We start from the raw sequence: 22671 nt of genomic DNA on the forward strand, positions 1-22671 counted from the left end.
ATGCGATCCGAAGAACAACTGCTGGACTACCTGAAGCGCGTGACCGCGGACCTGCACGACACCCGGGTGCGGCTCCAGGCGACGGAGGAGGCGTCCCGCGAGCCGGTCGCGATCGTCGGGATGGGCTGCCGCTACCCGGGCGGGGTGTTCTCGCCGGAGGATCTGTGGCGGCTGGTCGCCGAGGGACGCGATGTCATCGGCGATCTGCCCACCGACCGCTCCTGGAACCTGGACGCCCTCTACGACCCCGATCCGGCGGCACCGGGTACCACGTACGCCCGCGGCGGCGGGTTCCTCGACACCGCCACCCACTTCGACGCGGGGTTCTTCGGCATCTCCCCCCGCGAGGCCGCCGCGATGGACCCGCAGCAGCGGCTGGTCCTGGAGACGGGGTGGGAGGCGCTGGAGCGCGCCGGCATCCCCCCGGCGTCTCTCGCCGGGAGCGACACCGGTGTCTACATCGGTACGGGCATGCAGGACCACATCATCCATCTGCAGAAGTCCCGGCAGGAGGCCGAGGGGTTCGTCGGCACCGGCAACGCCATCTCGGTGGTGTCCGGCCGGCTCGCCTACACCCTCGGGCTCGAAGGCCCCGCCGTCAGCGTGGACACGGCCTGCTCGTCCTCGCTGACGGCGCTGCACCTCGCGGTCCAGGCACTGCGCGCGGGAGAGTGCTCGCTGGCGCTGGCGGGCGGGGCGACGGTCATCAACACCCCGGTGATGTTCGTCGAGTTCAGCCGTCAGCGCGGGCTGTCACCGGACGGCAGGTGCCGGTCCTTCGCGGCGGACGCGGACGGCACCGGCTGGTCGGAGGGCGTGGGTGTGCTGGCCCTCGAGCGGCTGTCGGACGCGCGGCGGCACGGGCGCCGGGTGCTCGCCGTCGTCCGCGGGTCGGCGGTCAACCAGGACGGCGCCTCCAACGGCCTGACGGCGCCGAACGGGCCCTCGCAGCAGCGGGTGATCCGGCGGGCGCTGACCGCGGCCGGGCTGTCCGCCGACGAGGTCGACGCGGTGGAGGCGCACGGGACGGGGACGCGGCTGGGTGATCCGATCGAGGCGCAGGCGCTGCTGGCGACGTACGGCCAGGGCCGGCCGGCCGAACGGCCGTTGTGGCTGGGGTCGCTGAAGTCGAACCTCGGGCATGCGCAGGCCGCCGCCGGCGTCGCCGGTGTGATCAAGTCGGTGATGGCGCTGCGGCACGGCGTACTGCCGCGGACGCTGCACGTGGACGAGCCGACCCCGGAGGTGGACTGGTCGGCGGGTGGGGTGCGGTTGCTGACGGAGCGGCGGGACTGGCCCCGTACCGGCCGGCCGCGCCGGGCGGGCGTGTCCGCGTTCGGGATCAGCGGCACCAACGCCCACCTCATCCTCGAGGAGGCACCGGACGAGGCCCCCGAGGACGGGACCGCACCGGCGCCGCGCCTGACGGGCATGCCGTGGGTGGTGTCCGGGCGGAGCAGGCAGGCGCTGCGGGCGCAGGCGGCCCGTCTGCGGGACTGGGCCGGGGACCACCCGGACGCGGCACCGGAGGAGGTGGGTCTTGCCCTGGCCGCGGGGCGGTCGGTGTTCGAGCACACGGCGGTGCTCACCGGCGACGGCCTCGACGGCATGCGGAGCGGCCTGGCGGCCCTGAGCGAGGACCGGCCGGCGCAGGGCGTCCGCCTGGAGACGCCGGCCGGGGGCGGCCTCGCCTTCGCGTTCACCGGGCAGGGGGCCCAGCGCCCTGGCATGGGGCGCGGCCTGTACGAGACCTTTCCCGGGTACGCTCAGGCGTTCGACGAGGCGTGCGCGGCACTGGACCCGCACCTGGGGCGCCCGCTGGCGTCGGTGGTCTTCGCCGACGATCCCGCCCAGGCGGAGGCGCTGCGGACGACGGCGTACGCCCAGCCGGCCCTGTTCGCCGTGGAGACGGCGCTGTTCCGCCTGATGCAGTCGCTCGGCGTCCGTCCGGATCTGCTGATCGGGCACTCCGTGGGCGAACTGTCCGCCGCGCACGCGGCCGGGGTGCTCTCGCTTCCGGACGCGGCACGGCTGGTGGCGGCCCGTGGGCGGCTGATGCAGTCCGTACCCGAGGACGGCCGGATGCTCGCGGTCCAGGCGTCGGAGGACGAGCTGCTGCCCCGGGTCGCCGCGCTGTCGCAGGAGGTCGGCGCGGTGGCGGTGGCCGCGGTGAACGGGCCGGAGTCGGTGGTGGTGTCGGGCCGCACCGAGGCCGTGGGGATGCTGGAGGCGGAGTTCGCCCGGCGGGGCCGCCGCACCCGGTACCTCGACGTGAGCCACGCGTTCCACTCCCCGCTCATGGATCCGGTGCTCGGGGAGTTCGCCCGGATCGCCGCGTCGGTCGCCTTCCGGCCGGCGACGATCCCCGTCGTCTCCAACGTGACCGGGGGCCTGATCGGCGACGACCTGCTCGCGGACCCCGCGTACTGGGCGGACCACATCCGCGCCACGGTCCGGTTCGCCGACGGGGTGCGGGCGCTGGCCCGTGAGCAGGTGGACACCGTGCTCGAACTGGGCCCGGACGCCGCACTCACCGCGCTCGGCGGCGAGATCCTCGACCAGGACACCGCCGCCTTCGTGCCCACCCTCAGCCGCAAGCACGACGAGACGCCCGCGTTGTTGACGGCACTGGCCCGGCTGCACGCCCGGGGCATCGCCGTCCGCTGGCCCGGGGCTGGCACCCCGTCCGATGCGTCGCCGGACCTGCCCACCTACGCCTTCCAGCGGGAGCGCCACTGGCTGGACGGCGTGGAGCGGACCGATGCGGCGGGCACGGGCCTGACCGCCACCGGTCATCCGCTGCTGTCGGCGCAGACCGCGCTGCCGGGCACGGACGGGGCCGTCCTCACCGGCAGCCTGTCGCTGCGGGAGCACCCCTGGCTCGCCGACCACGCCGTGCTGGGCGTGGTGCTGGTGCCGGGCGCGGGGCTGCTGGACATGGCCCTGACCGCCGCCGGGCACACGGACTGCACCCTGGTCGAGGAACTCACGCTGCAGAGCCCGCTTGTCCTGCCCGAACAGGGCGCCCGCTCCGTGCAGGTCCTGGTGGGCGCGGCCCAGGACTCGGGGCGGCGCACGGTCACGATTCACTCGCGTCCGCAGGACGGCGACCCGCACGCCGCGTGGACGTGCCACGCCACCGGGCTGCTCGCCACCGGTCCCCAGGAGGAGCCGGCCACCCCGCCGGAGGCCTGGCCTCCGGCCGGGGCCGTCCCCGTCCCGGTCGACGACCTCTACCACCGCATGGCCGAGGGCGGCGTCGACTACGGACCGTCGTTCCGGGGGCTGCGGGCCGCATGGCGGCTCGGCGAGGAGTTCTACGCCGACATCGGCCTTCCCCGGCTGTCCGGCACGGAGCGGTTCACGCTGCATCCCGCGCTACTCGACGCCGCCCTGCACTCCCTTGCCCTGCCCGGCGCGATCCTGCACACGGGCCAGGCGCACCTGCCGTTCTCCTGGAGCGGGGTGCGGCTGCACGCCTCGGGCGCCGACGCGCTGCGCGTACGGGTCCGGGGGACGGGACCGGGCAGCGTCGGCCTGGAACTGGCCGACGGCACGGGCCGGCCCGTCGCGACCGTCGGTGAACTCGCCCTGCGTCCGGTCAGCCAGGAGCAGTTGCAGGCCCCCGGCACCGATCCCACCGCGCTGTACACGGTGGAGTGGCCCGTGCGGGAGCTGCCCGCAGGCGCGGCCGGCTCCGCGCCGCGGACCTGGGCGCTGATCGCGGCCGACAGGACCGACGCGGCCGACAGGACCGACGGGGCAGACGGGGCAGACGAGTGCGCGATCGACGGCGTCGAACTGAGCCGCCACGCGAGTCTGCCGGCGCTCGCCGCCGCCCTCGACGCCACGGACGGGCCCGCGCCCGGAGCGGTCCTCGTCCCCTGCTTCCCCCGCCACTCCCCCGGCGGCGCGCCGGAAGGCTCCGCCGACCTCGCCGAGCGGGCGCACGCATACGCCGCGACCGTCCTCGGCCTCGTGCAGACCTGGGTGGGGGATGCGCGCTTCGCGGGCTCCCGGCTCCTCCTGCTCACCCGGGGAGCGGTCATGCCCGACGCCGGCCCTCCCCTCGGCGACGCCTGCGGCAGCCTCGCCTGGGGACTGGTGCGGACCGTGCAGAACGAGCATCCCGGGCGGGTCCTGGTGGCCGACCTCGACGACGATCCGGCGTCCTGGTCCGTGCTGCCCGGAGTGCTCGCCCACGAGGAACCCCAGGTGGCCGTGCGGCGCGGGGTCGCCCGCGTACCCCGCCTGGCCCCGGCCCGCGCCGCCGGGCGGCGGCCCGCCCCCTTCGACGGCGAGGGCACCGTGCTGGTCACCGGCGGCACGAGCGGACTGGGCAGCCTGCTGGCCCGGCATCTCGTCGCCGAGCACGGTGTGCGGCATCTGCTGCTGACCAGCCGGCGTGGCCCCAAGGCGCCCGGAGCGGCCGAACTCCGCGCCGAGCTGGAGCAGTCGGGGGCGCGGGTCACGGTCGCGGCGTGCGACGCCGCCGACTCCGCCGCCGTCGGGGAGCTGCTCGGCTCGCTGCCCGCCGGCCATCCGCTCACCGCGGTGATCCACACGGCCGGCGTCCTGGACGACGGTCTCGTCGAGGATCTGACGCCGGAGCGGCTGAACACGGTACTGCGTCCGAAGGTCGACGCGGCCGTCGTCCTGGACCGGCTGACCCGTCACCTGGATCTGACCGCCTTCGTGCTCTACTCCTCCGTCGGCGGCACCCTGGGCGGTCCGGGCCAGGGCAACTACGCCGCCGCGAACGCCTTCCTGGACGCGGTCGCCCAGCGCCGCCGCGCCGAGTCGCTCCCCGGGCTCTCGCTGGGCTGGGGGCTGTGGAGCGACACCACCGGCATGGCGGCCAGGATCGGCACCGCGCACGTCGGCCGCCTCAACCGCTCCGGACTCATCACGATGTCCCCCGCCGAGGGACTGGCACTGTTCGACGCGGCGATCGGCGGGGAGTACGGGCCGGTGGTCCTGCCCGTCCGTCTGGACCTGCCCGCGCTCAGGGCCCGCGCCACCGCGGGAGCGTTGCCGCCGGTGCTCGCCGGCGTGGTCCGCACACCCGCCGGTCCGGCCCGCGCGGCGAGCAGCGTCCCGGTGTCCGGTACCGCGCTGCGGACGCGCATGTCGGAGCTGCCGGAGGACGAGCGGCGCCGGATGCTGCTGGACGTCGTCCGCGAGAACGTGGCGGCCGTGCTGGGCCACCACCGGGACGGGGCGGTCGACGACGAACAGCCCTTCAAGGACCTCGGGCTCGACTCCCTCACCGCGGTGGAGCTGCGCAACCGGCTCGCCTCCGCCACCGGTCTCACCCTCCCGGCCACCCTGCCGTTCGATCTGCCCTCGCCGTCGGCGCTCGCCCGCCATCTGCTCGCCCGCCTGGAGTCGCAGCAGGGCAGGTCCCCGCTGGCCGAGGCCGTCGACCACCTCACAGCCCTGCTCACCACCTCTGACGTGGAGGACGCGGAACACGGCCGGGCCACCGCCCGGCTGCGCTCCCTGCTGTGGCGGCTCGACGACGGCAGGGAGCAGAGCACGGTGGACGCCGCGGACCAGGCGGAGCCGGACGAGGACGTCTTCGCGCTCGCCGACCGGGAGCTGGGCCTGGCGTGAGCCAGGCCCGGCGCCCGAGAGCCCCGCCCTCCGGCCTCCCGACGACCACATATGGAGCCCACGGACCCGCGTCCGGCCCCAGCTCCAGGCGGCCGCCTCCCACCGACCACACATGGAGCCCACCGTGTCCACCGAGCCCACCGTGTCCGACGCACCCGGTCCCTCCCGCGAGCCCGCCGGCTCCCCCGCGGCCCCGCAACCGATCGAGGAGAAGTACCGCGACTACCTCACGCGCGTCACCGCCGATCTGCGGCAGGCCAAGCAGCGCCTGCGGGCCGTGCGCGAACAGGCCGCCGAACCCCTCGCGATCGTCGGCATGGGGTGCCGCTTCCCCGGCGGAGTGCGCTCGCCCGAGGATCTGTGGGAGCTGGTGGCCGCCGAGGTCGACGCCATCGGCCCGCTGCCCGCCGACCGCGGCTGGCCGCTGGACACCCTCTACGACCCCGACCCGGACCGCCCCGGCAAGAGCTACGTCACGGAGAGCGGGATCCTGCACGACGCCGCCGGGTTCGACGCCGAGTTCTTCGGAATCTCGCCGCGCGAGGCGCGGGCGATGGACCCGCAGCACCGGCTGCTGCTCGAAACCTCCTGGGAGGCCCTGGAACAGGCGGGCATCCCGCCGACCTCGCTGCGGGGCAGCACCACCGGCGTGTACGTGGGACTGTCGCCCTTCGGCTACGGGCCCCCGTCGGCGGACGTCCCCGCCGACGCGGAGGGGCATGTCGTCACGGGTGGCGCCCCGGCCGTCGCCTCGGGACGGATCTCGTACCTCTTCGGTCTCGAAGGTCCGGCGATGACCGTCGACACCGCCTGCTCGGCCGGGCTCGTCGCGCTCCATCTGGCCGGCGAGTCGCTGCGCCGCGACGAGTGCGACCTCGCCCTGGTCGGCGGGGCGGCCGTGATCGCCACCCCCATGGTCTTCACGGAGTTCAGCAAGCAGCGTGCGCTGGCCAGGGACGGCCGCTGCAAGGCGTTCTCGGCCGACGCGGACGGCACCAGCTGGTCGGAGGGGTGCGGGGTGCTCGTCCTGGAACGGCTCTCCGCGGCCCGCCGCAACGGCCACCGGGTACTGGCCGTCGTCCGGGGCTCGGCGCTCAACCAGGACGGGGCGTCGAACGGCCTGACCGCACCGAACGGCCCCGCGCAGCAGCGGGTGATCGAGGCCGCGCTCACCGCCGCCAGGGTCGCCGCCGACCAGGTGGACATGGTGGAGGCGCACGGCACCGGCACCCCGCTCGGCGACCCGATCGAGGCACAGGCGCTGCTCGCGACGTACGGCCAGGGCCGGCCGGCCGAACGGCCGCTGCGGCTCGGCTCGCTGAAGTCCAACATCGGCCACACCCAGGCCGCCGCCGGCATCGCCGGGGTCATCAAGACCGTCCTCGCGCTGCGCAACGGGGTCATGCCCAAGACCCTGCACGTGGACCGGCCGACCACCCAGGTGGACTGGTCGGCCGGCCGTGTCGAACTGCTCCGCGAGGCACTGGCCTGGCCGGAGGTCGACCGGCCCCGCCGGGCGGCGGTGTCCGCGTTCGGGGTGAGCGGCACCAACGCGCACGTCATCCTCGAACACGACGCCCGCCCCGCCGGTCCAGGCGGGGCGACCGGCACCGATGCACCGGCGCGATCCGCCGTGAAGCCACCGCCGCCGGGACCCCACCCCGTCGTCCTGTCGGCCAGGACGTCCGCCGGTCTCGCCGCACAGGCGGACCGGCTCCGGCGGCACCTGCTGGCCGCGCCCGACGCGGCGCCCGCCGACATCGCCTGGTCGCTCGCCACGACCCGGGCGCATCTGCACCACCGGGCCGCCGTGGTGGCCCCGGACCGCACGGCGCTGCTGGCCGGTCTGCGGTGCCTGGCGGACGGCCTCGACCTGCCGCGGAGCGTCGTCACCGGCACGGTGACGGCGAGCCGGAAGACGGCCCTGATGTTCCCCGGCCAGGGCTCGCAGTGGCCGGGGATGGCCCGCGAACTCCACGCTTCCTGCCCGGTGTTCGCCGAATCGCTGGACGAGTGCGCCCGGGTGGTCGACGACATGGTCGACTGGTCGCTGCTCGGCGTCGTGACCGGCGCCGACGCGCAGCGCCTCGACGAGGTGGACGTCCTGCAGCCGGCGCTGTTCGCGGTCATGGTCTCCCTGGCGAAGCTCTGGCGCTCCTACGGCATCGACGTCCACGGCGTCGTCGGCCACTCCCAGGGCGAGATCGCGGCCGCCTACCTCTCCGGTGCGCTGTCGCTGGCCGACGCCGCCCGGATCGTGGTCACCCGGTCCAGGCTCCTGCTCAAGGTCGCCGGCCGCGGTGGTGCCCTGGCGGTCGGGCTCTCCGCCGCGGCCGCCGCGGACCGGATCGCGCCGTGGCACGGCAAGCTGTCCATCGCCGCCGTCAACGGGGCGGACTCGGTCGCCGTCTCGGGCGAGGCGGGGGCGTTGCACGATTTCCAGGAAGGCTGCCAGACCGACGGGGTGTGGTCCCGGCGCGTCGACGTCGCGGGCATCGCCGCGCACTCCGCCGAGATCGAGTCGGTACGCGACGAACTCCTCGACGCCCTCCGGGGCATCACGCCGCGCGAGGCGGAGGTGCCCTTCTACTCGACGGTCACCGGCACCCGGCTCACGGGCCGGGAGCTGGATGCGGAGTACTGGTACCGCAACCTGCGGGAGCCGGTGCGGTTCCTGGACACCACCGAGGCGATGCTGGCCGACGGGTTCGGCTGCTTCGTCGAGGCCAGCCCGCACCCGCAGTTGACGGTCGGCACCCATCAGACCCTCAGGGCCGCCGACTCCGACGGCACCGTCCTCGGCTCGCTGCGCCGCGACGCGGGCGGCCCGGAGCAGATGCTGCTCTCCGTGGCGGAGGGCTATGTCCACGGCCTCCCGGTGGACTGGACCCGCGTGCTGGAGCCGGGCGCGCGGGTGCCGTTGCCGACGTACGCCTTCCGGCACGAGCACTACTGGCTCACCGCCGCGGACACCGCCGCCGCCGTGACGGGGACCGACACCCGGTTCTGGGACGCCGTGGAGCGCGAGGACCTGGCGCAGCTGTCCGGCGATCTCGGCACGGACGCCGGCCTGGCCGAGGTCGTGCCCGCGCTCGCCCGCTGGCGGCGCGAGGGGCGACGCCGGTCGCGCCTGGACTCCCTGCGCTACCGCATCACCTGGCGGGCCGTCACCGAACCGCCGTCGGCGGCCGGCGTCCCGGGCCGCTGGCTGCTGGTGGGCGAGGACGACCGGACCAAGGAGGTGGCGCGGCTGTTCGAGACGGCCGAGGTGCTGTCCCCGGCCGGCGCCGACCGCGCCGCACTCGCCGAACTGCTCACCGGCGCGGGCCCGTTCGACGCCGTGGCCTGTGTCGGACAGGACGCCGAGCGGCTGCTCGTCCTCGTCCAGGCCCTCGGCGACACGGGCGCCGCCGCACCCCTGTGGTGTCTGACGAGGGGCGCGGTCAGCGCCGGCCCGTCCGACCCGCCGGCCGATCCCCGCGGCGCGGCCCTCTGGGGGCTCGGCCGGGTCATCGCGCTGGAGCGGCCGGACCGCTGGGGCGGCCTGGTGGACCTGCCCGACAGGCTGGACGGCCGCAGCGCCGGACTGCTCGCCGGAGCGCTGGCGCGGGCCGGCGACGAGGACCAGCTCGCCGTCCGGTCCAACGGCGTCTGGGCCCGGCGGCTGACCCACGCCGCCGCCACCGGGTCGCCCGGCGAGTGGAAGCCGTCCGGCACGGTGCTCGTCACCGGAGGGACGGGGGCCATCGGAGGGGCGGTGGCGCGCTGGCTCGCCGAGCAGGGCGGCTGCTCGCTGGTCCTGCTCTCCCGACGCGGACCGGACGCCCCCGGCGCTGCGGAGCTCGCGGCCGAACTGGCGGACACCGGTACGCCGGTCCGGATCATCGCCGCCGATGTCGCCGACCGCGCCGCCATGGAGCGGGTGCTGGGCGACGCCGCCGAGGAGTTCGGGCCGCTGCGCTCGGTGTTCCACGCCGCCGGTGTCCCGCAGAGCACCCCGCTGGAGGACATGACCACCGAGGAGTTCCGGCAGGTCGTCTCGGCCAAGGTCGACGGGGCCCGGGTGCTCGACGAGCTGCTCGGCGACACCGAGCTGGACGCGTTCGTGGTGTTCTCCTCGATCGCCGCGGTCTGGGGCAGCTCCCGCAGCGGCGCCTACGCCGCCGGCAACGCCTCGCTGGACGCCCTCGTCGAGCAACGCCGCGCCCGGGCCGCGGCCGGCACCTCGATCGCCTGGGGGTTCTGGGGCGACGGCGGCATGGTGGACGCCGAGACGGCCCCTCTGCTGCGTCGTATCGGCCTCGTCCCGGTGAGCCCGCAGGACGGCATCGCCTCCCTCCGCCTCGCCCTCGCCCACGACGACGCGGCCGTGACGGTGGCCGAGGTCGAATGGGAGCCCTTCGCCGCCGCCTACACCGCGGCCCGGGCCCGTCCGCTGATCGGGGACCTGCCGGAGGTGCGGGGGGCCGCCACGGGCGCGACCGGGCCGCAGGCGGAGTCCGTGCCGGCCGAGGTCTTCCGCCGCGAGATGCTGGCCCGGGGACCGGCGGAACGGCTGACGGCGATGACCGATCTGGTGCGCACCGAGGCGGCGGCGCAGCTGGGGTGGGGCGACGCCGAGCGCATCGAGCCCCACCGCGCCTTCAGGGACCTCGGGCTGGACTCGCTGGCCTCGGTCGGCCTGCGCAAGCGGCTGGACGGCAGGACGGGGCTCAGAACCCCGGTGACCCTGGCGTTCGACCATCCGACTCCCGCCGAGGCCGCCGCCTTCCTGCTCGCGCTCCTGCTCCCGGAGGGTGCCGACGGCGACCCGGCGGTGAACGCCGAGAGCGAGCTGGACCGTCTGGAAGCGGCTCTGGCCGGCTGGGACACGGGATCGGTCGGCCGGGCCCGGATCACCATGCGCCTGTCGAACATCCTCGCCCGCTGGAAGGAAACCGGGCCGTCCGCCGCCGAGGACGCGGCGGACGCGGCGGACGCGGATCTCGCCGACGTCTCCGACGACGACATGCTCGACGCCCTCGGCCGCGAGTTCGGCATCTCCTGACGCTCCGCCTCCCGGCCCGACATCCGTGTGTCCCGAACAGGCACCGCCACGAAAGGCTTCTCCCGTGCCCCAAGAAAAGAGCACGTCCGCCGACGGACGGATGCGGCATTTCCTGACCGAGCTGACCGCGGAGCTGCGCCAGGCCAAGAAGCGGATCAGCGCGTACGAGGCCGGGGAGAACGAGCCGGTCGCCATCGTCGGGATGGGCTGCCGGCTGCCCGGCGGCGCACGCAACCCGGCCGAGCTGTGGGAACTGGTCGCCGACGGCACGGACGCCATCGGCGCGTTTCCCACCGACCGCGGCTGGGACACCGAGCGGCTCCACGACCCGCTGGGCGAACAGCCCGGCACCACCCGGGTCCTGGAGGGCGGCTTCGTGTACGACGCGGGCGCCTTCGACGCGGGGTTCTTCGGCATCTCACCGCGTGAGGCGGTCGGCATGGACCCGCAGCAGCGGCTCCTGCTGGAAACGACCTGGGAGGCGCTCGAGGACGCCGGGATCCTCCCCGCCGGCCTCCGCGGCAGCCGCACCTCGGTGCACATCGGCGCCGGCACGCAGGGCTACGGCTGGAACATGTACGCCGGCGACCGGGGCACCGGCGGCGGGGACCACAGCATCATCGGCGTCACCACCTCCCTCGTCTCCGGGCGCGTCGCCTACACGCTCGGCCTGGAGGGGGCGGCGCTGACCATCGACACGGCCTGCTCGTCCTCGCTGGTGGCGCTGCACCTCGCCTGCCAGTCGCTGCGCCGTGGCGAGTGCGATCTGTCGCTGGCCGGCGGGGTGACGGTGATGGCGGCGCCCAGTGTGTTCGTCGAGTTCACCAAGCAGGGCGGCCTGGCCGCCGACGGCCGGTGCAAGTCCTTCTCCGACGACGCCGACGGCACCGGCTGGGCCGAGGGCTCCGGCGTCCTGGTCCTGGAGCGGCTCTCCGACGCCCGCCGCAACGGCCACCGGGTCCTGGCCGTGATCCGCGGTTCCGCGGTCAACCAGGACGGTGCGTCCAACGGCCTGACCGCCCCGAACGGCCCGTCCCAGCAGCGCGTCATCCTCGACGCCCTGACCGACGCGCGACTGGCGCCGGTGGACATCGACGCCGTGGAGGCGCACGGCACCGGCACGACACTCGGCGACCCGATCGAGGCCCAGGCCCTCCTGGCGACCTACGGCCGGGACCGGGATCCCGCCACGCCCCTCTGGCTGGGCTCGCTGAAGTCGAACATCGGGCACAGCCAGTCCGCTTCCGGCGTGCTGGGCGTCATCAAGACGGTGCAGGCCATGCGGCACACCACCCTGCCGCCGACCCTGCACGCGGCGACCCCGACCACGGCGGTGGACTGGAGCGCGGGAGCCGTCCGGCTGCTGAGCGAATCCCGTCCGTGGCACAGCGGGGGGCGCCCGCGCCGGGCCGGGGTCTCCTCCTTCGGGATCAGCGGCACCAACGCACACATCATCCTCGAAGAAGCCGAAGCCGAAGCCGAGCCCGAGGCGCACGAGGCAGCCCCGGCGGGCCCGGTCCCCCTGCTGCTCTCCGGCCGCTCGGAGCAGGCGGTGCGGGACCAGGCGGAGGCGCTGCGCACCCATCTGCTGCGCCGCCCCGCCGACGAACCGGGCGAGGTGGCCTGGTCGTTGGCCACCACGCGGACCGCGTTCGCACACCGCGCCGTCGTCGTCGGGGAGACCCGGGAAGCCCTGCTCGACGCGCTTCCGTCCGTGGCCCCGGTGCTCTCGGGCGCCGGGCGGGTGGCGGGCCTCTTCTCCGGTCAAGGTGCGCAGCGGCCGGGCATGGGGCGTGAACTTGCGGGTCGTTTCCCGGTGTTCGCCGCGGTGCTGGACGAGGTGTGCGCGGTGGCCGATCCGCTGCTGGGGCGCTCGCTGCGGGAGGTGATGTGGTCTCAGCCCGCGGAGGTGCTGGAGCGCACGGAGTTCGCGCAGCCCGCGCTGTTCGCGTTCGAGACGGCGATGGCCCGGCTGTGGCAGTCCTGGGGCGTGGAGTTCTCCGTGCTGGCGGGGCACTCGGTCGGTGAGATCGCCGCGGCGTGCGTGGCCGGGGTCCTGTCGCTGCCGGACGCGGCGCGGATGGCGGTGGCGCGGGGCCGGCTGATGCAGGCACTGCCAAAGGGCGGCGCCATGGTCGCGATCGCCGCGAGCGAGGACGAGGTGGAACTCCTCACCTCCGGTGAGCCCGGGGCCGCGATCGCCGCGGTCAACGGCCCGGAGGCGGTCGTGGTCTCCGGTGCCGAGGAAGCCGTCCTGCGGATCGCGGACCACTGGCGTGAACAGGGCCGCCGCACCACCCGGCTGCGGGTCGGCCACGCCTTCCACTCACCGCTCATGGACCCGGTGCTCGACGGCTTCGCGACCGTCCTCGGCGAACTGGCCTTCCACGAGCCGGCCCTCCCCGTCAGCCCGTCGGCCGACAGCGCACACCCCTTCGCGTCCGCCGCCTACTGGCTCGACCACGCCCGCCACGCCGTCCGCTTCGCCGACGCGATCCAGGCGATGCCCGCCGTCGACCTCTTTCTGGAACTCGGCCCGGACGCCGCGCTGACGCCGCTGCTGGGCGCGGACCGACCCGCGCTGGCCACCGCCCGCCGGAACACACCCGAGGTGCTCACCCTCCTCCGGGCGGCGGGCACGGCGCACACCCACGGGGTGGCGTTGGACTGGCCGTCCCTGCTGGGCGGCGGACGGCGGGTGCCGCTGCCCACGTACCCCTTCCAGCGGGGGACGTACTGGCTCGGCGGCACGGCCGTCCCCACCGCCCGGGACGGCGCCCCTCCGGCGGCCCGCAGCAGCCGGGAAGAGCAGTTCTGGACGGCCGTCGAGCAGGAGGACGAGCAGAGCCTCACCGGCCTGGGCGCACCGGCCGAACTCGGCCCGGCGCTCCCGGCGCTGGCCCGCTGGCACCGCCTGGCGCGGTGGCAGAGCACGCTCGACTCGTGGCGCTACCGGGTCGTCTGGCAACCGGTGGCCGAGCCCCGGTCGGTCGCACAGGTTCCGGGGACCTGGCTGGTGGTGGCGCAGTCGGGCGACGACAGCGAGGAGACCGCCGCGGCGCTGCGCGTCCTGACGCGGATCCTCGCCGACACGGTGCTGGTGGAGACCGGGACCGACCGCGAGGAGGCGAAGGCCGCCCTGGTCGACGCCCTCGCCGGGGCGCCCATGCTGGCCGGGGTCGTCGGTCTGACCCCGCATCCGGACGCGCTGCTGACCCTCCTGCAGGCACTCGGCGACGCGGAAACCGGCGCCCGCCTGTGGTGCCTGACCCAGGGCGGGGTGGCCACGAGCGACGGCGAAGCGCCGCGCAGCGCCCACGCGGGGGCGTGCTGGGGACTCGGCCTGGTCGCCGCCCTCGAACATCCCGACCGCTGGGGTGGTCTGCTCGACCTGCCGGCCCGGCTCGGGGAGCGCGCCGCCGGCCGCCTCGCCGGCATCCTCGCGGGCGACGTGCGGGAGGACCAGGTGGCGCTGCGGGACAGCGGCGTGCTGCTGCGCCGGCTGGTGCCGGCCCCCGCCCTGCCCGCCGCCCGTGCCTGGAACCCGTCCGGCACGGTGCTGATCACCGGTGGTACGGGATCGCTCGGGGCACACGTGGCCCGCTGGCTCGCCGAGCGCGCAACGTGCTCCTTCGTCCTGCTCTCCCGCAGCGGGCCCGGCGCGCCCGGGTCCGCCGAACTCGTCGAGGAGTTGGAGAAGGCCGGCTCCCGGGTCCGCGTCGTGGCGGCCGATGTCGCCGACCACGCGCGGATGTCCTTGCTGGCGGCCGAACTCGCGGCCGGCGGCGAACCGGTGCGCGCGGTCTTCCACGCCGCGGGCGTCGGCCAGAACACCGCGCTGATGGACATGGGCCTCGAGGAGTTCCGGACCGTCTACTCCGCCAAGATCACCGGCGCGACCGTGCTCGACGAGGTGTTCGGCGACGCGGAGACCGAACTGTTCGTCCTCTTCTCGTCCGTCTCCGGGGTGTGGGGCAGCGGCCGCCACGCCGGGTACGCGGCGGGCAACGCCTACCTCGACGCCCTCGCCCGGATGCGCCGCGCCCGCGGGCTGGCCGCGACGTCCGTCGCATGGGGCGTGTGGGCGGACTCCCGCATGGTCACCCCCGAGGCCGAACAGCAGTACCGGCGGCGCGGGTTGATACCGATGCCCGCATCCGGTGCGCTCGCCTCGCTGGAACGGGTTCTGGACGCCGACGAGCCCACGGCGGTCGTGGCCGACATGGACTGGGACCTGTTCATGACGGGCTACGGCGCGGCGCGCCGGCGCCCGTTGCTGGAGGAGCTTCCGCAGGTGCGGGCGCGGCGTCCGCAGGAGGCGGGCGCCACCGCCGCGGACCGGGGCGACCTGCGGGGCAGGCTCGCCGGACTGCCGCCGGCCGAGCGGGGGCCGGTCCTGGACGACCTGGTGCGCGCCACGCTCACCGAGGTGCTCGGCCACACCGACCCGTCCGCGATCGCGCAGGACCAGCCCCTGGTGGAACTCGGCTTCGACTCGCTCTCCGCCGTGCAGGTGCGCAACAGGCTGGGCCTCGCCACCGGGCTCTCGCTGCCCGCGATGCTGGTCTTCGACCACCCCACGGTGGCCGCCGTACGCGACTTCCTGGCTGCCGGGCTCGACGGCGCGGACCGGACGGCACGGGCAGCGGACGGGGAACACGGGGATCCTGCCTCCGGGGCCGACGAGTCCTTCGCCGCCGTCTACCGCAAGGTCGCGCTGCGGGGCCGGACGGAGGAGGTCGAAGACCTCCTGGGCAGTGCGTCCGGCCTGCGTGCGCGCTTCTCCGACGCCGCCGGGGCACCGGGCGGCACGCGCTTCGTGCGGCTCGCCGCCGGCGGCCGGGGGCCCGCGGTCATCAGCTTCCCGCCCTTCGCGCCGGTGGAGCAGACCCTGCAGTTCGTCCGCCTGGCGAGCTTCTTCCGCGACCGGCGGGATCTGAGCATGGTGGCCGTGCCGGGCTTCCTGAAAGGCGAACCGCTGGCCGCGAGCGTCGAGGTGCTCATCGACGTCCTGGCCGAGTCGGCGAGGCAGTGCGCGGCCGGCTCGCCCTTCGCGCTGCTGGGGTACTCCTCGAGCGGCTGGCTCGCGCACTGCGTCGCGGCCCGTATGGAAGCGCTCGGCACACCGGCCCGGGGGCTGGTGCTGCTCGACACGTATCTCCCCGACGGCATGTCGGTGGCGCTGCGCCAGGCGATGACGTACGAGGTGAACGAGCGGCGCTCGCGGTTCACCAAGCTGAACTTCACGACGATCACCGCGCTGGGCACCTACCGCAGGATGTTCCGCGGCTGGCGTCCGCAGCCGGTCTCCACACCGACGCTGTTCGTCCGGCCCGAGGAGTGCATCCCCGGCGACCCCGGGCTCCCGCCGCTCACCGGGGAGTGGCGTACGCACTGGCCGCTGCCGCACACCGACGCGACGGTGCCGGGCGACCACTGCACGATCGTGGCGGCGAACGCGGACGCCACCGCGGCCGTGGTCCACGACTGGCTGGACGCCCTCTGACCGGCACTGTGCTCCGGTCCGGCCCCGGCGTCCCGGCGTCTCCGGCGTCCCCGTGTCGGCGACGGGGCAGGGCGGCTTCCCCGTCGGCGCACTGATCCACCGCGGCAGCGCGGCGCCGCCACCCGGGAGTTGCCGCAGACGAAAGCAAGGCCCGAGGGGGCGCGCGAACGGTGCGGGAACTCCCGGCCGGGCCAGGGCGCCGGGGGCCGCGCGGCCCCGGGCGCCCGCGTACCTGACGAGAAGGAGACAGAGATGGCGATTGCGCGTGTGCACCTCGACGCATCGAAGTGCGTCACCTCGGGGCAGTGCGTCCTGACCGCCCCCGAGGTGTTCGACCAGCGGGAGGAGGACGGTGTCGGCATGGTGCTGACCGACACGCCCGCCCCGGAGCTGCTCGACCGGGTGCGGGAGGCCGCGGCCGGCTGTCCCGCGGCGGCCATCCGGCTGCTGCACCAGCCCTCCGCACGGGTGGCCGGCGGCTGATTGAGGGGGCTTAGGGGGTGTCGGGCAGCGCGGCGGACAGGCACGTTTGTCGAGGTGGCCTCGCCGCGATGCCCACGTGACGGCACCGCACCGCTGCGGGAGGCGGCGGACGGCCGCGCGCGGATTCCCGAACCATCCGCTTCGTGGCCCGGGTTCCGATTTCCGACCGACATACTCACTCACCGAGCACGGAGCATGGAGACATTGGCAGCGAACAGTTCTCTCCCCGCCGAACCGCTCATCGACGAGATCCCCCTCTCCCTGTGGGGACGCAACGATCTACGGGTCCAGCCGTGGGAACGCGATCCGGTCGACCTGGGCTTCCACTCCTATACGTATCTGGTCGGATCCGACTCGGAGCTGTATGTCGCCAAGTGCGTGCCCGCCGCCCAGGGGCCGAAGTTCACCAGCGGCCTCAGGGTCGCCCTGGTGGTGGAGGAGCACGGCATTCCCACCGGAGCGCCGCTGCCGACCGCCCGGGGTGAGATCACCGCCTACCACGGTGAATGGTGCTGGGCACTGCTGCGTCACCTCGACGGCGGACGGGCCGACGAGAACGACCCCGTGCACATGCGCCGGGCCGGCGAGACGCTGGGAGCCATCCACACCGCGCTGGTCGGCACCCCTCCTCCGCCGGACATCCTCAGATGGGGCCACCTGGACGTCATGATGGTCGACGAGGCTCCGTTCCTCGAGGACAAGCCATGGATCCAGCAGGCCATGGGCGAGGCGTTCGAGACGGTGGCCGGCAAGGTCACGGTGGGCCTGCTGCATTCCGACGCCAGCATGAACACGTTCCGGGTGAAGCCCGACTCGATGGGGCTCTTCGACTGGGGCGAAGTCATGCACGGCCCCTTGCTCTTCGATGTCGCCACCGCCCTCAGCTATCTGGAGCGGTCCGTGGACGTCGGCCCGCTCCTGCGGGGCTACATGGCGAAGTCCCCGGTGTCCCCGTCGGAACTCCCCTACCTCGGGGCCCTGCTGAAGTTCCGTGCGGCCGCGGAGGCCTGGATCTACGCCCGGCGCGCCTGGGTGGGCAACGACGTCGGCAACACCGGCGACCTCAGCAATGCGAACCTCCTCGACCGGGCACGCAAGAACCTCGCGTCGGCCGAGCAGGACGGCGAGCGCTTCCTGAGCCAGTACGAGTGAGCACCCCACCGTCCGGACCGGCAACTCCTCATCTTCCTACGCTAGGAGACGGAACACCCATGTCGCAGCTCTCGTCCGAACTCCCCGCATTCCCCATGGCCAAGGCGAAGGGCTGCCCCTTGGACCCGCCCCCCGAATACGCCCGGTTGCGGGCGGACCGGCCGGTCGCGAAGGCGCGGCTGTGGGACGGCAAGGAAGTCTGGCTGATCACCGGGTACGACGAGATCCGCTCGATCTTCACCGACCCGCGCATCAGCGTCGACAACACGCAGCCCGGCTATCCCTGGCTGAGCGAGCAGGCGCGGACCGTCGTGCTGACCGGCGGTGTGAAGCCGGTGGGCCGGATGGACCCGCCCGAGCACACCGCCATGCGGCGCATGCTGGGCCAGGGCTTCCTGGTCAAGAAGATCCAGAACATGCGTGGTGACGTGGAGGCTCTCGTCAACGGGCTGATCGACGACATCCTCGCGGGCCCCCGGCCCGCGGACCTCGTGACGGCGCTCGGCATGCCCGTCCCGTCCACCGCGCTGGGATGGGTGCTGGGCGTGCCCCCGGCCGACAAGCGCCTCATCAGCCTGGTCCCCCGGCTGTTCGACGAGGACTCCGGGCTGGAGGGCGCCATGGAGGCACGCGCCGAACTGTTCGCGTACATCGATGAGTTGATCACCCACCGGGAGAGCGAACCGGGCGACGACATCATCAGCCACCTGGTCGGCTACTACCAGAAGGGCGAGCTGTCGCGGAACTCCGTGCTCACCCAGGCGGTCACCCTGATCGCGGCGGCGCTCGACACCACCCGGAGCATGATCACCAACGGGATCCTGGCCCTGCTGCAGCATCCCGAGCAGGCGGCGGCGCTGATCGAGGACCCGGACCTCGTTCCGGCCGCGGTCGAGGAACTCCTGCGCTACACGGTCGTCACGGAGTTCTCGTCCAAGCGCGTGGCGGCCGAGGACATCGAGATCGCGGGCGAGACCATCAAGGCGGGCGACGGCATCATCTGCCTGATCAGTGCGGGCAACCGGGACGAGAAGGTCTTCACCGACCCCGACACCCTCGACGTCCGGCGGGACGCCCGGCAGCACCTGGGCTTCGGCGCCGGCATCCACACGTGCATCGGCAAGCAACTGGCGCGCATGGAGCTGGAGGTGGTGTACGGCACCCTGTTCCGCCGGATCCCCGGGCTGCGCCTCGCGGTCCCCTTCGACCAGCTGGTCTTCCGCAACACGTTCGATGTGCAGGGCGTCCGGGAGCTTCCCGTCACCTGGTGAGGCACGGCTGCTGACGGTGGTCCCCGAAGCACCGCGCCCCCGCGCGGCCGGTCCGCTGCCGCTCCCCGGCAGGGCGCACCCGAGCGCCCCCCGGTCGCGTCGGTGCTCCCTCCCGGGCCGTGCGCGTTCCCGCGCGGCCGGGGCGCCGACCGGACCGCGGCCCCGACGAGTCGACCGAGGACAACCGCCATGACGGAGAAGACCCTTGCTGCCGGGACCGGGTCCAAGGCCATGCCCCGGGCCTGGATAGGCCGGTACTCCCTGGCCTGGCTCGGGCTGTGGATGGCCTACCTGGTGCCGCAGCAGTTCGCCATACCCGACCAGCTGGCGCGGGTCGATCCGGCCGGCCGGATCGCCGACTTCGGCATCATCAACGCCGTGTGCGGCGTCGTCGCGCTGTTCACGCTGCCGCTGTTCGGCACGCTGTGCGACCGGACCCGATCCCGGTTCGGCCGCCGGCGGCTCTGGGTCGCCGGCGGCGCGACGCTGTTCGCGGGCGGCCTGACCGCCACCGGCCTGCAGTCCGACTGGACCGGGATCGGCCTGTCCTGGCTGGCGTGTTCGATCGGCTTCTGCATGGCCACCGTCGGCTTCACCGCACTGGTCGCCGACCAGGTCCCCGAGGCCCAGCGCGGCACCGTCTCCAGCGCGATGTTCGGGCCGCAGACGGTCGGCGTGGTCCTCGGCCTGTTCTGCCTGACCGCGATCTCGGGCGACCTGCTGCGCTACCTGCTGCTCGCGGCGGGCGTGCTGGTGCTGACCGCGCCGTTCGTCCTCACCCACCGCGACACCCCCGCGACCCGGCCGGACGGCGGTGTGGGCCTGGCCGCGTTCGCGGCCGGATTCCGGGGCAACCCCGCGTTCGCCCGGACCTTCGGCACCCGGGTGCTGATGAACCTGGCCAACGCGCTGGCCACCAGCTTCCAGCTGTACTTCATCACCGATGTGCTGCGGGTGGCCCACCCCGAGCAGCTGCTTCTGCTGCTGACCCTGGTCTACCTGGGATGGACGCTGCTCTCGGTCTACGTCTGCGGGATGCTGTCCGACCGGCTCGGCCGGCGCCGGGCGTTCGTGGCCTGCGGCGCGATCGGCCAGGCGCTGGGCTGCGCGGTCGTCGCGATCGCGCCGAACACGGGCACCGCACTGGCGGCGACATCGCTCATCGGTGTCGGCGTCGGCGCCTACCTGGCCGTCGACCAGGCGATCATCACGGCGGTGCTGCCGGCGGCCGAGAACCGCGCCCGGGACCTGGGAATCATGAACATCGGCCTGTTCGGGCCGCAGACCCTGGGGCCGCTGCTGGCCAGTCTGGTCATCAGCTCGCTGGGCGGATACCAGGTCCTGTTCGCACTGGCCGGGTTCACCAGCCTCGTCAGCGGCCTGCTGATCTACCGCGTGACCTCGGTGCGCTGAGCGCCCCGGGCACGACATCCCCGACCGTCCGACTGGAGCCCACCGATGTGCCGTCCACCGGCGGCGTGCGCCGCCCTGCCGTCGCCGCACGCCCTGCTGCCGCCGTCCCCGACCGTCCGCATCCCTCCGTCCGCGGCGGACGCCGGGGCTCGGGGGTGAGCGCAATGCGGGTCGCCGTCCTCGGAGTGACCACCGGCCTCGGCGGACGGCTCGCGTCCTGCCTGCTGGCCGGCGGGGACACGCCGGTCGGACTGGCCCTGCGGGACAGCGACGCCGTACGCATGCGGGCCGCCCGCATCGAACCGTTCGTGCTCGACACCGACGGATCCGACCTCGACGGGCAGCTGAAGCGGGCCCTGCGCGGCGCGGACGCCGTCGTGCTGGCGGCCGGCACCGGCACCGGACCCGGCTCGCTCGGTGCGGCGGTGACCGCGCCGGCGGCCCAGTTGTGCGCCGCGGTCGGGGACTGCGGCGTCCGCAGGTTCGTCATGGTGAGCGCGCTTCTGCCCGGCGCCCGGGACCGCGCCGCCCTCGGCGGCCGGCTCGGCGCCTACCTGGCCGAGAAGCGCGCCGCCGAACAGGTGGTGCGGGAGCAGGACCTGGACTGGTGCGTGCTGCGCCCCGGCATGCTGACCGACGATCCCCCGCTGGGAACCGTGCGGGTACGCCCCGACGGCGTTCCGGCGGCCGGCGACGAGATCTCCCGCGGCGACTGCGCCGAGGCCGTCCGTACCGTGCTGACGCAGGGGATCACAGGGGTGTGGCACGCCACGACCGGACCGACACCCATCGAGCACGCGTTTCGCGTGTGATCCCGCTGCCGGGAGCCCGACGGTACGCCCGGCACGCCCGGCTCACGCAGAGATCGGCCGGTGCCGCGTCAGGCAGGGTCCGCCCGTCGGACGCGACGGGGCAGGCGCCGCCCGGTGCGGCACTACCGGCCGGGCTCCAGCGGGAAGTTCGCCGCCGTGGCCAGAAAGTGGTCATTGGACTCCCGGGCGCCCACAGTGACCCGGACCCCGTCCCCGGCAAGCACCCGCACCCCGATCCCGGCCCGGGCGCAGACGCCGGCGAACTCCGCGCTGCGTTCGCGCAGCGGGAGCCAGAGGAAGTTGGCCTGGGAGCGAGCGACCGGAAAGCCCCGCGCGGCGAGGGCGTCCTCCATCCGGTGCCGCTCGGCGACGACCAGGTCGACCCGCTTCATGACGTCGTCCGTCGCGGCCAGGGAGGCGATGGCCGCCTCCTGCCCGATCCGGCTGACCCCGTAGGGCGCCATCGTGCGCAGTGCCGCCGCGACGGCCTCCGGGGCGACGGCGAAGCCGATCCTCAATCCGGCGAGGCCGAATGCCTTGGAGAAGGTCCGCACCACGGCGACATTGGGGTGCTCGCGGCATACGGTGAGGCCGTCCGCCGCGTCCTTGTCGGACACGAACTCGGCGTAGGCCTCGTCCAGGACGACCAGCACGTCCTCGGGAACGCGGGCGAGGAACTCCGCCAGTGCGTCGCGGCCCACCGCCGTGCCGGTGGGGTTGTTGGGGGTGCAGAGGAATATCAGCCGGGTCCGTGCGGTGACCCGCTCCGCCATGGCGTCGAGGTCGTGGCAGCCGTCGTCGGTCAGCGGAACCGCGACCGGCATCGCGCCGCAGATGGCCTTGGCGATGACGGGATAGGCCTCGAACGACCGCCAGGCGTGCATCACTTCGTCCCCCGGGGCGGCCATCGCCTGGATGAGCGACTGGATCACGCCCACCGACCCCGCGCCCGCGGCGAATCGGGTGGGCGGCAGGTCACACGTGTGCGCCAGTGCCGCTATCAGTCGTGCGCAGCCGATATCCGGGTAGCGGTTGAGCCGCCTGGCGGCCGCGGTCGCCGCGTCCAGGACACCGGGCAGCGGATCGTAGGGGTTCTCGTTCGCCGCGAGCAGATGTGTGAATTCCTCAGCGGGCACGCCTGCCGAGCGGCCGGCCGCGTGCGCGGCGATGGAGTGCAATTCCGGACGCGGCCGTGGTCCTGGCATATCAGAACACACACCTTCCCTGAGATCGGATGGAGCGGAGGACACCTAGGGGCGCTGGCCAGGGGAATGCGTTGGCACAACGGAAACCGGATATCGGCAAGCCGGAGTCGCGGGCGGTCGAGGATTCGGCCCGCACAGGGTGGCACGGCGGGCGGCCGGCGGCGTC

Annotated in this window: 9 protein-coding genes; 8 read left to right on the top strand and 1 reads right to left on the bottom strand. The window is 74.3% G+C overall.

Features of this window, described 5'->3' with window-relative positions; all coding sequences use genetic code 11:
* The 8 genes from SCWH03_RS04885 (at position 1) to SCWH03_RS04920 (ending at position 21300) form a co-directional block, all read left to right on the top strand.
* A complete protein-coding gene (locus tag SCWH03_RS04885; protein ID WP_254076564.1) occupies positions 1–5616 on the top strand; it encodes a type I polyketide synthase in 5616 nt (1871 codons plus the stop codon).
* Between the two features lie 124 nt (positions 5617–5740).
* Positions 5741–10663 (top strand): type I polyketide synthase, encoded by a 4923-nt coding sequence (locus SCWH03_RS04890; RefSeq protein WP_173262283.1) that lies wholly within the window; start codon positions 5741–5743, stop codon positions 10661–10663.
* 64 nt (positions 10664–10727) lie between these two features.
* A complete protein-coding gene (locus tag SCWH03_RS29575; RefSeq protein WP_308788859.1) occupies positions 10728–16169 on the top strand; it encodes a type I polyketide synthase in 5442 nt (1813 codons plus the stop codon).
* Between the two features lie 252 nt (positions 16170–16421).
* Positions 16422–16652 carry a ferredoxin gene (locus SCWH03_RS04900; protein ID WP_173262286.1) on the top strand — a complete coding sequence of 77 codons (231 nt, stop codon included), beginning with the start codon at positions 16422–16424 and terminating at the stop codon, positions 16650–16652.
* 204 nt (positions 16653–16856) lie between these two features.
* Positions 16857–17804, top strand: a complete 948-nt coding sequence (locus SCWH03_RS04905) for a phosphotransferase enzyme family protein (protein WP_173262288.1) — start codon at positions 16857–16859, stop codon at positions 17802–17804.
* 59 nt (positions 17805–17863) lie between these two features.
* The gene (locus tag SCWH03_RS04910) at positions 17864–19075 is read left to right on the top strand and encodes a cytochrome P450 (RefSeq protein WP_173262292.1); all 1212 of its coding nucleotides are present in this window, start codon (positions 17864–17866) and stop codon (positions 19073–19075) included.
* A gap of 189 nt (positions 19076–19264) precedes the next feature.
* Positions 19265–20488, top strand: coding sequence for an MFS transporter (locus SCWH03_RS04915; protein ID WP_173262295.1), 1224 nt, complete (start codon positions 19265–19267; stop codon positions 20486–20488).
* Between the two features lie 164 nt (positions 20489–20652).
* Positions 20653–21300: an NAD(P)-dependent oxidoreductase gene (locus SCWH03_RS04920; RefSeq protein ID WP_173262298.1), complete on the top strand. Its 648-nt coding sequence runs from the start codon at positions 20653–20655 to the stop codon at positions 21298–21300.
* Between the two features lie 122 nt (positions 21301–21422).
* On the opposite strand, the gene hisC is transcribed toward SCWH03_RS04920, so the two are convergent.
* Positions 21423–22505 carry a histidinol-phosphate transaminase gene (gene hisC, locus SCWH03_RS04925; protein WP_173262301.1) on the bottom strand — a complete coding sequence of 361 codons (1083 nt, stop codon included), beginning with the start codon at positions 22503–22505 and terminating at the stop codon, positions 21423–21425.
* Positions 22506–22671: the final 166 nt, after the last annotated feature.

Origin of the sequence: Streptomyces pacificus, from assembly GCF_011766325.1 — a bacterium.
Taxonomy (GTDB): Bacteria; Actinomycetota; Actinomycetes; order Streptomycetales; family Streptomycetaceae; genus Streptomyces; species Streptomyces pacificus.

Excerpts from the sequence above, each read along its gene's own strand:
- SCWH03_RS04885 (WP_254076564.1), top strand. The coding sequence starts at position 1 with ATGCGATCCGAAGAACAACTGCTGGACTACCTGAAGCGCGTGACCGCG.
- SCWH03_RS04900 (WP_173262286.1), top strand. The coding sequence starts at position 16,422 with ATGGCGATTGCGCGTGTGCACCTCGACGCATCGAAGTGCGTCACCTCG.
- SCWH03_RS04910 (WP_173262292.1), top strand. The coding sequence starts at position 17,864 with ATGTCGCAGCTCTCGTCCGAACTCCCCGCATTCCCCATGGCCAAGGCG.
- SCWH03_RS04915 (WP_173262295.1), top strand. The coding sequence starts at position 19,265 with ATGACGGAGAAGACCCTTGCTGCCGGGACCGGGTCCAAGGCCATGCCC.
- SCWH03_RS04920 (WP_173262298.1), top strand. The coding sequence starts at position 20,653 with ATGCGGGTCGCCGTCCTCGGAGTGACCACCGGCCTCGGCGGACGGCTC.
- hisC (WP_173262301.1), bottom strand. The coding sequence starts at position 22,505 with ATGCCAGGACCACGGCCGCGTCCGGAATTGCACTCCATCGCCGCGCAC.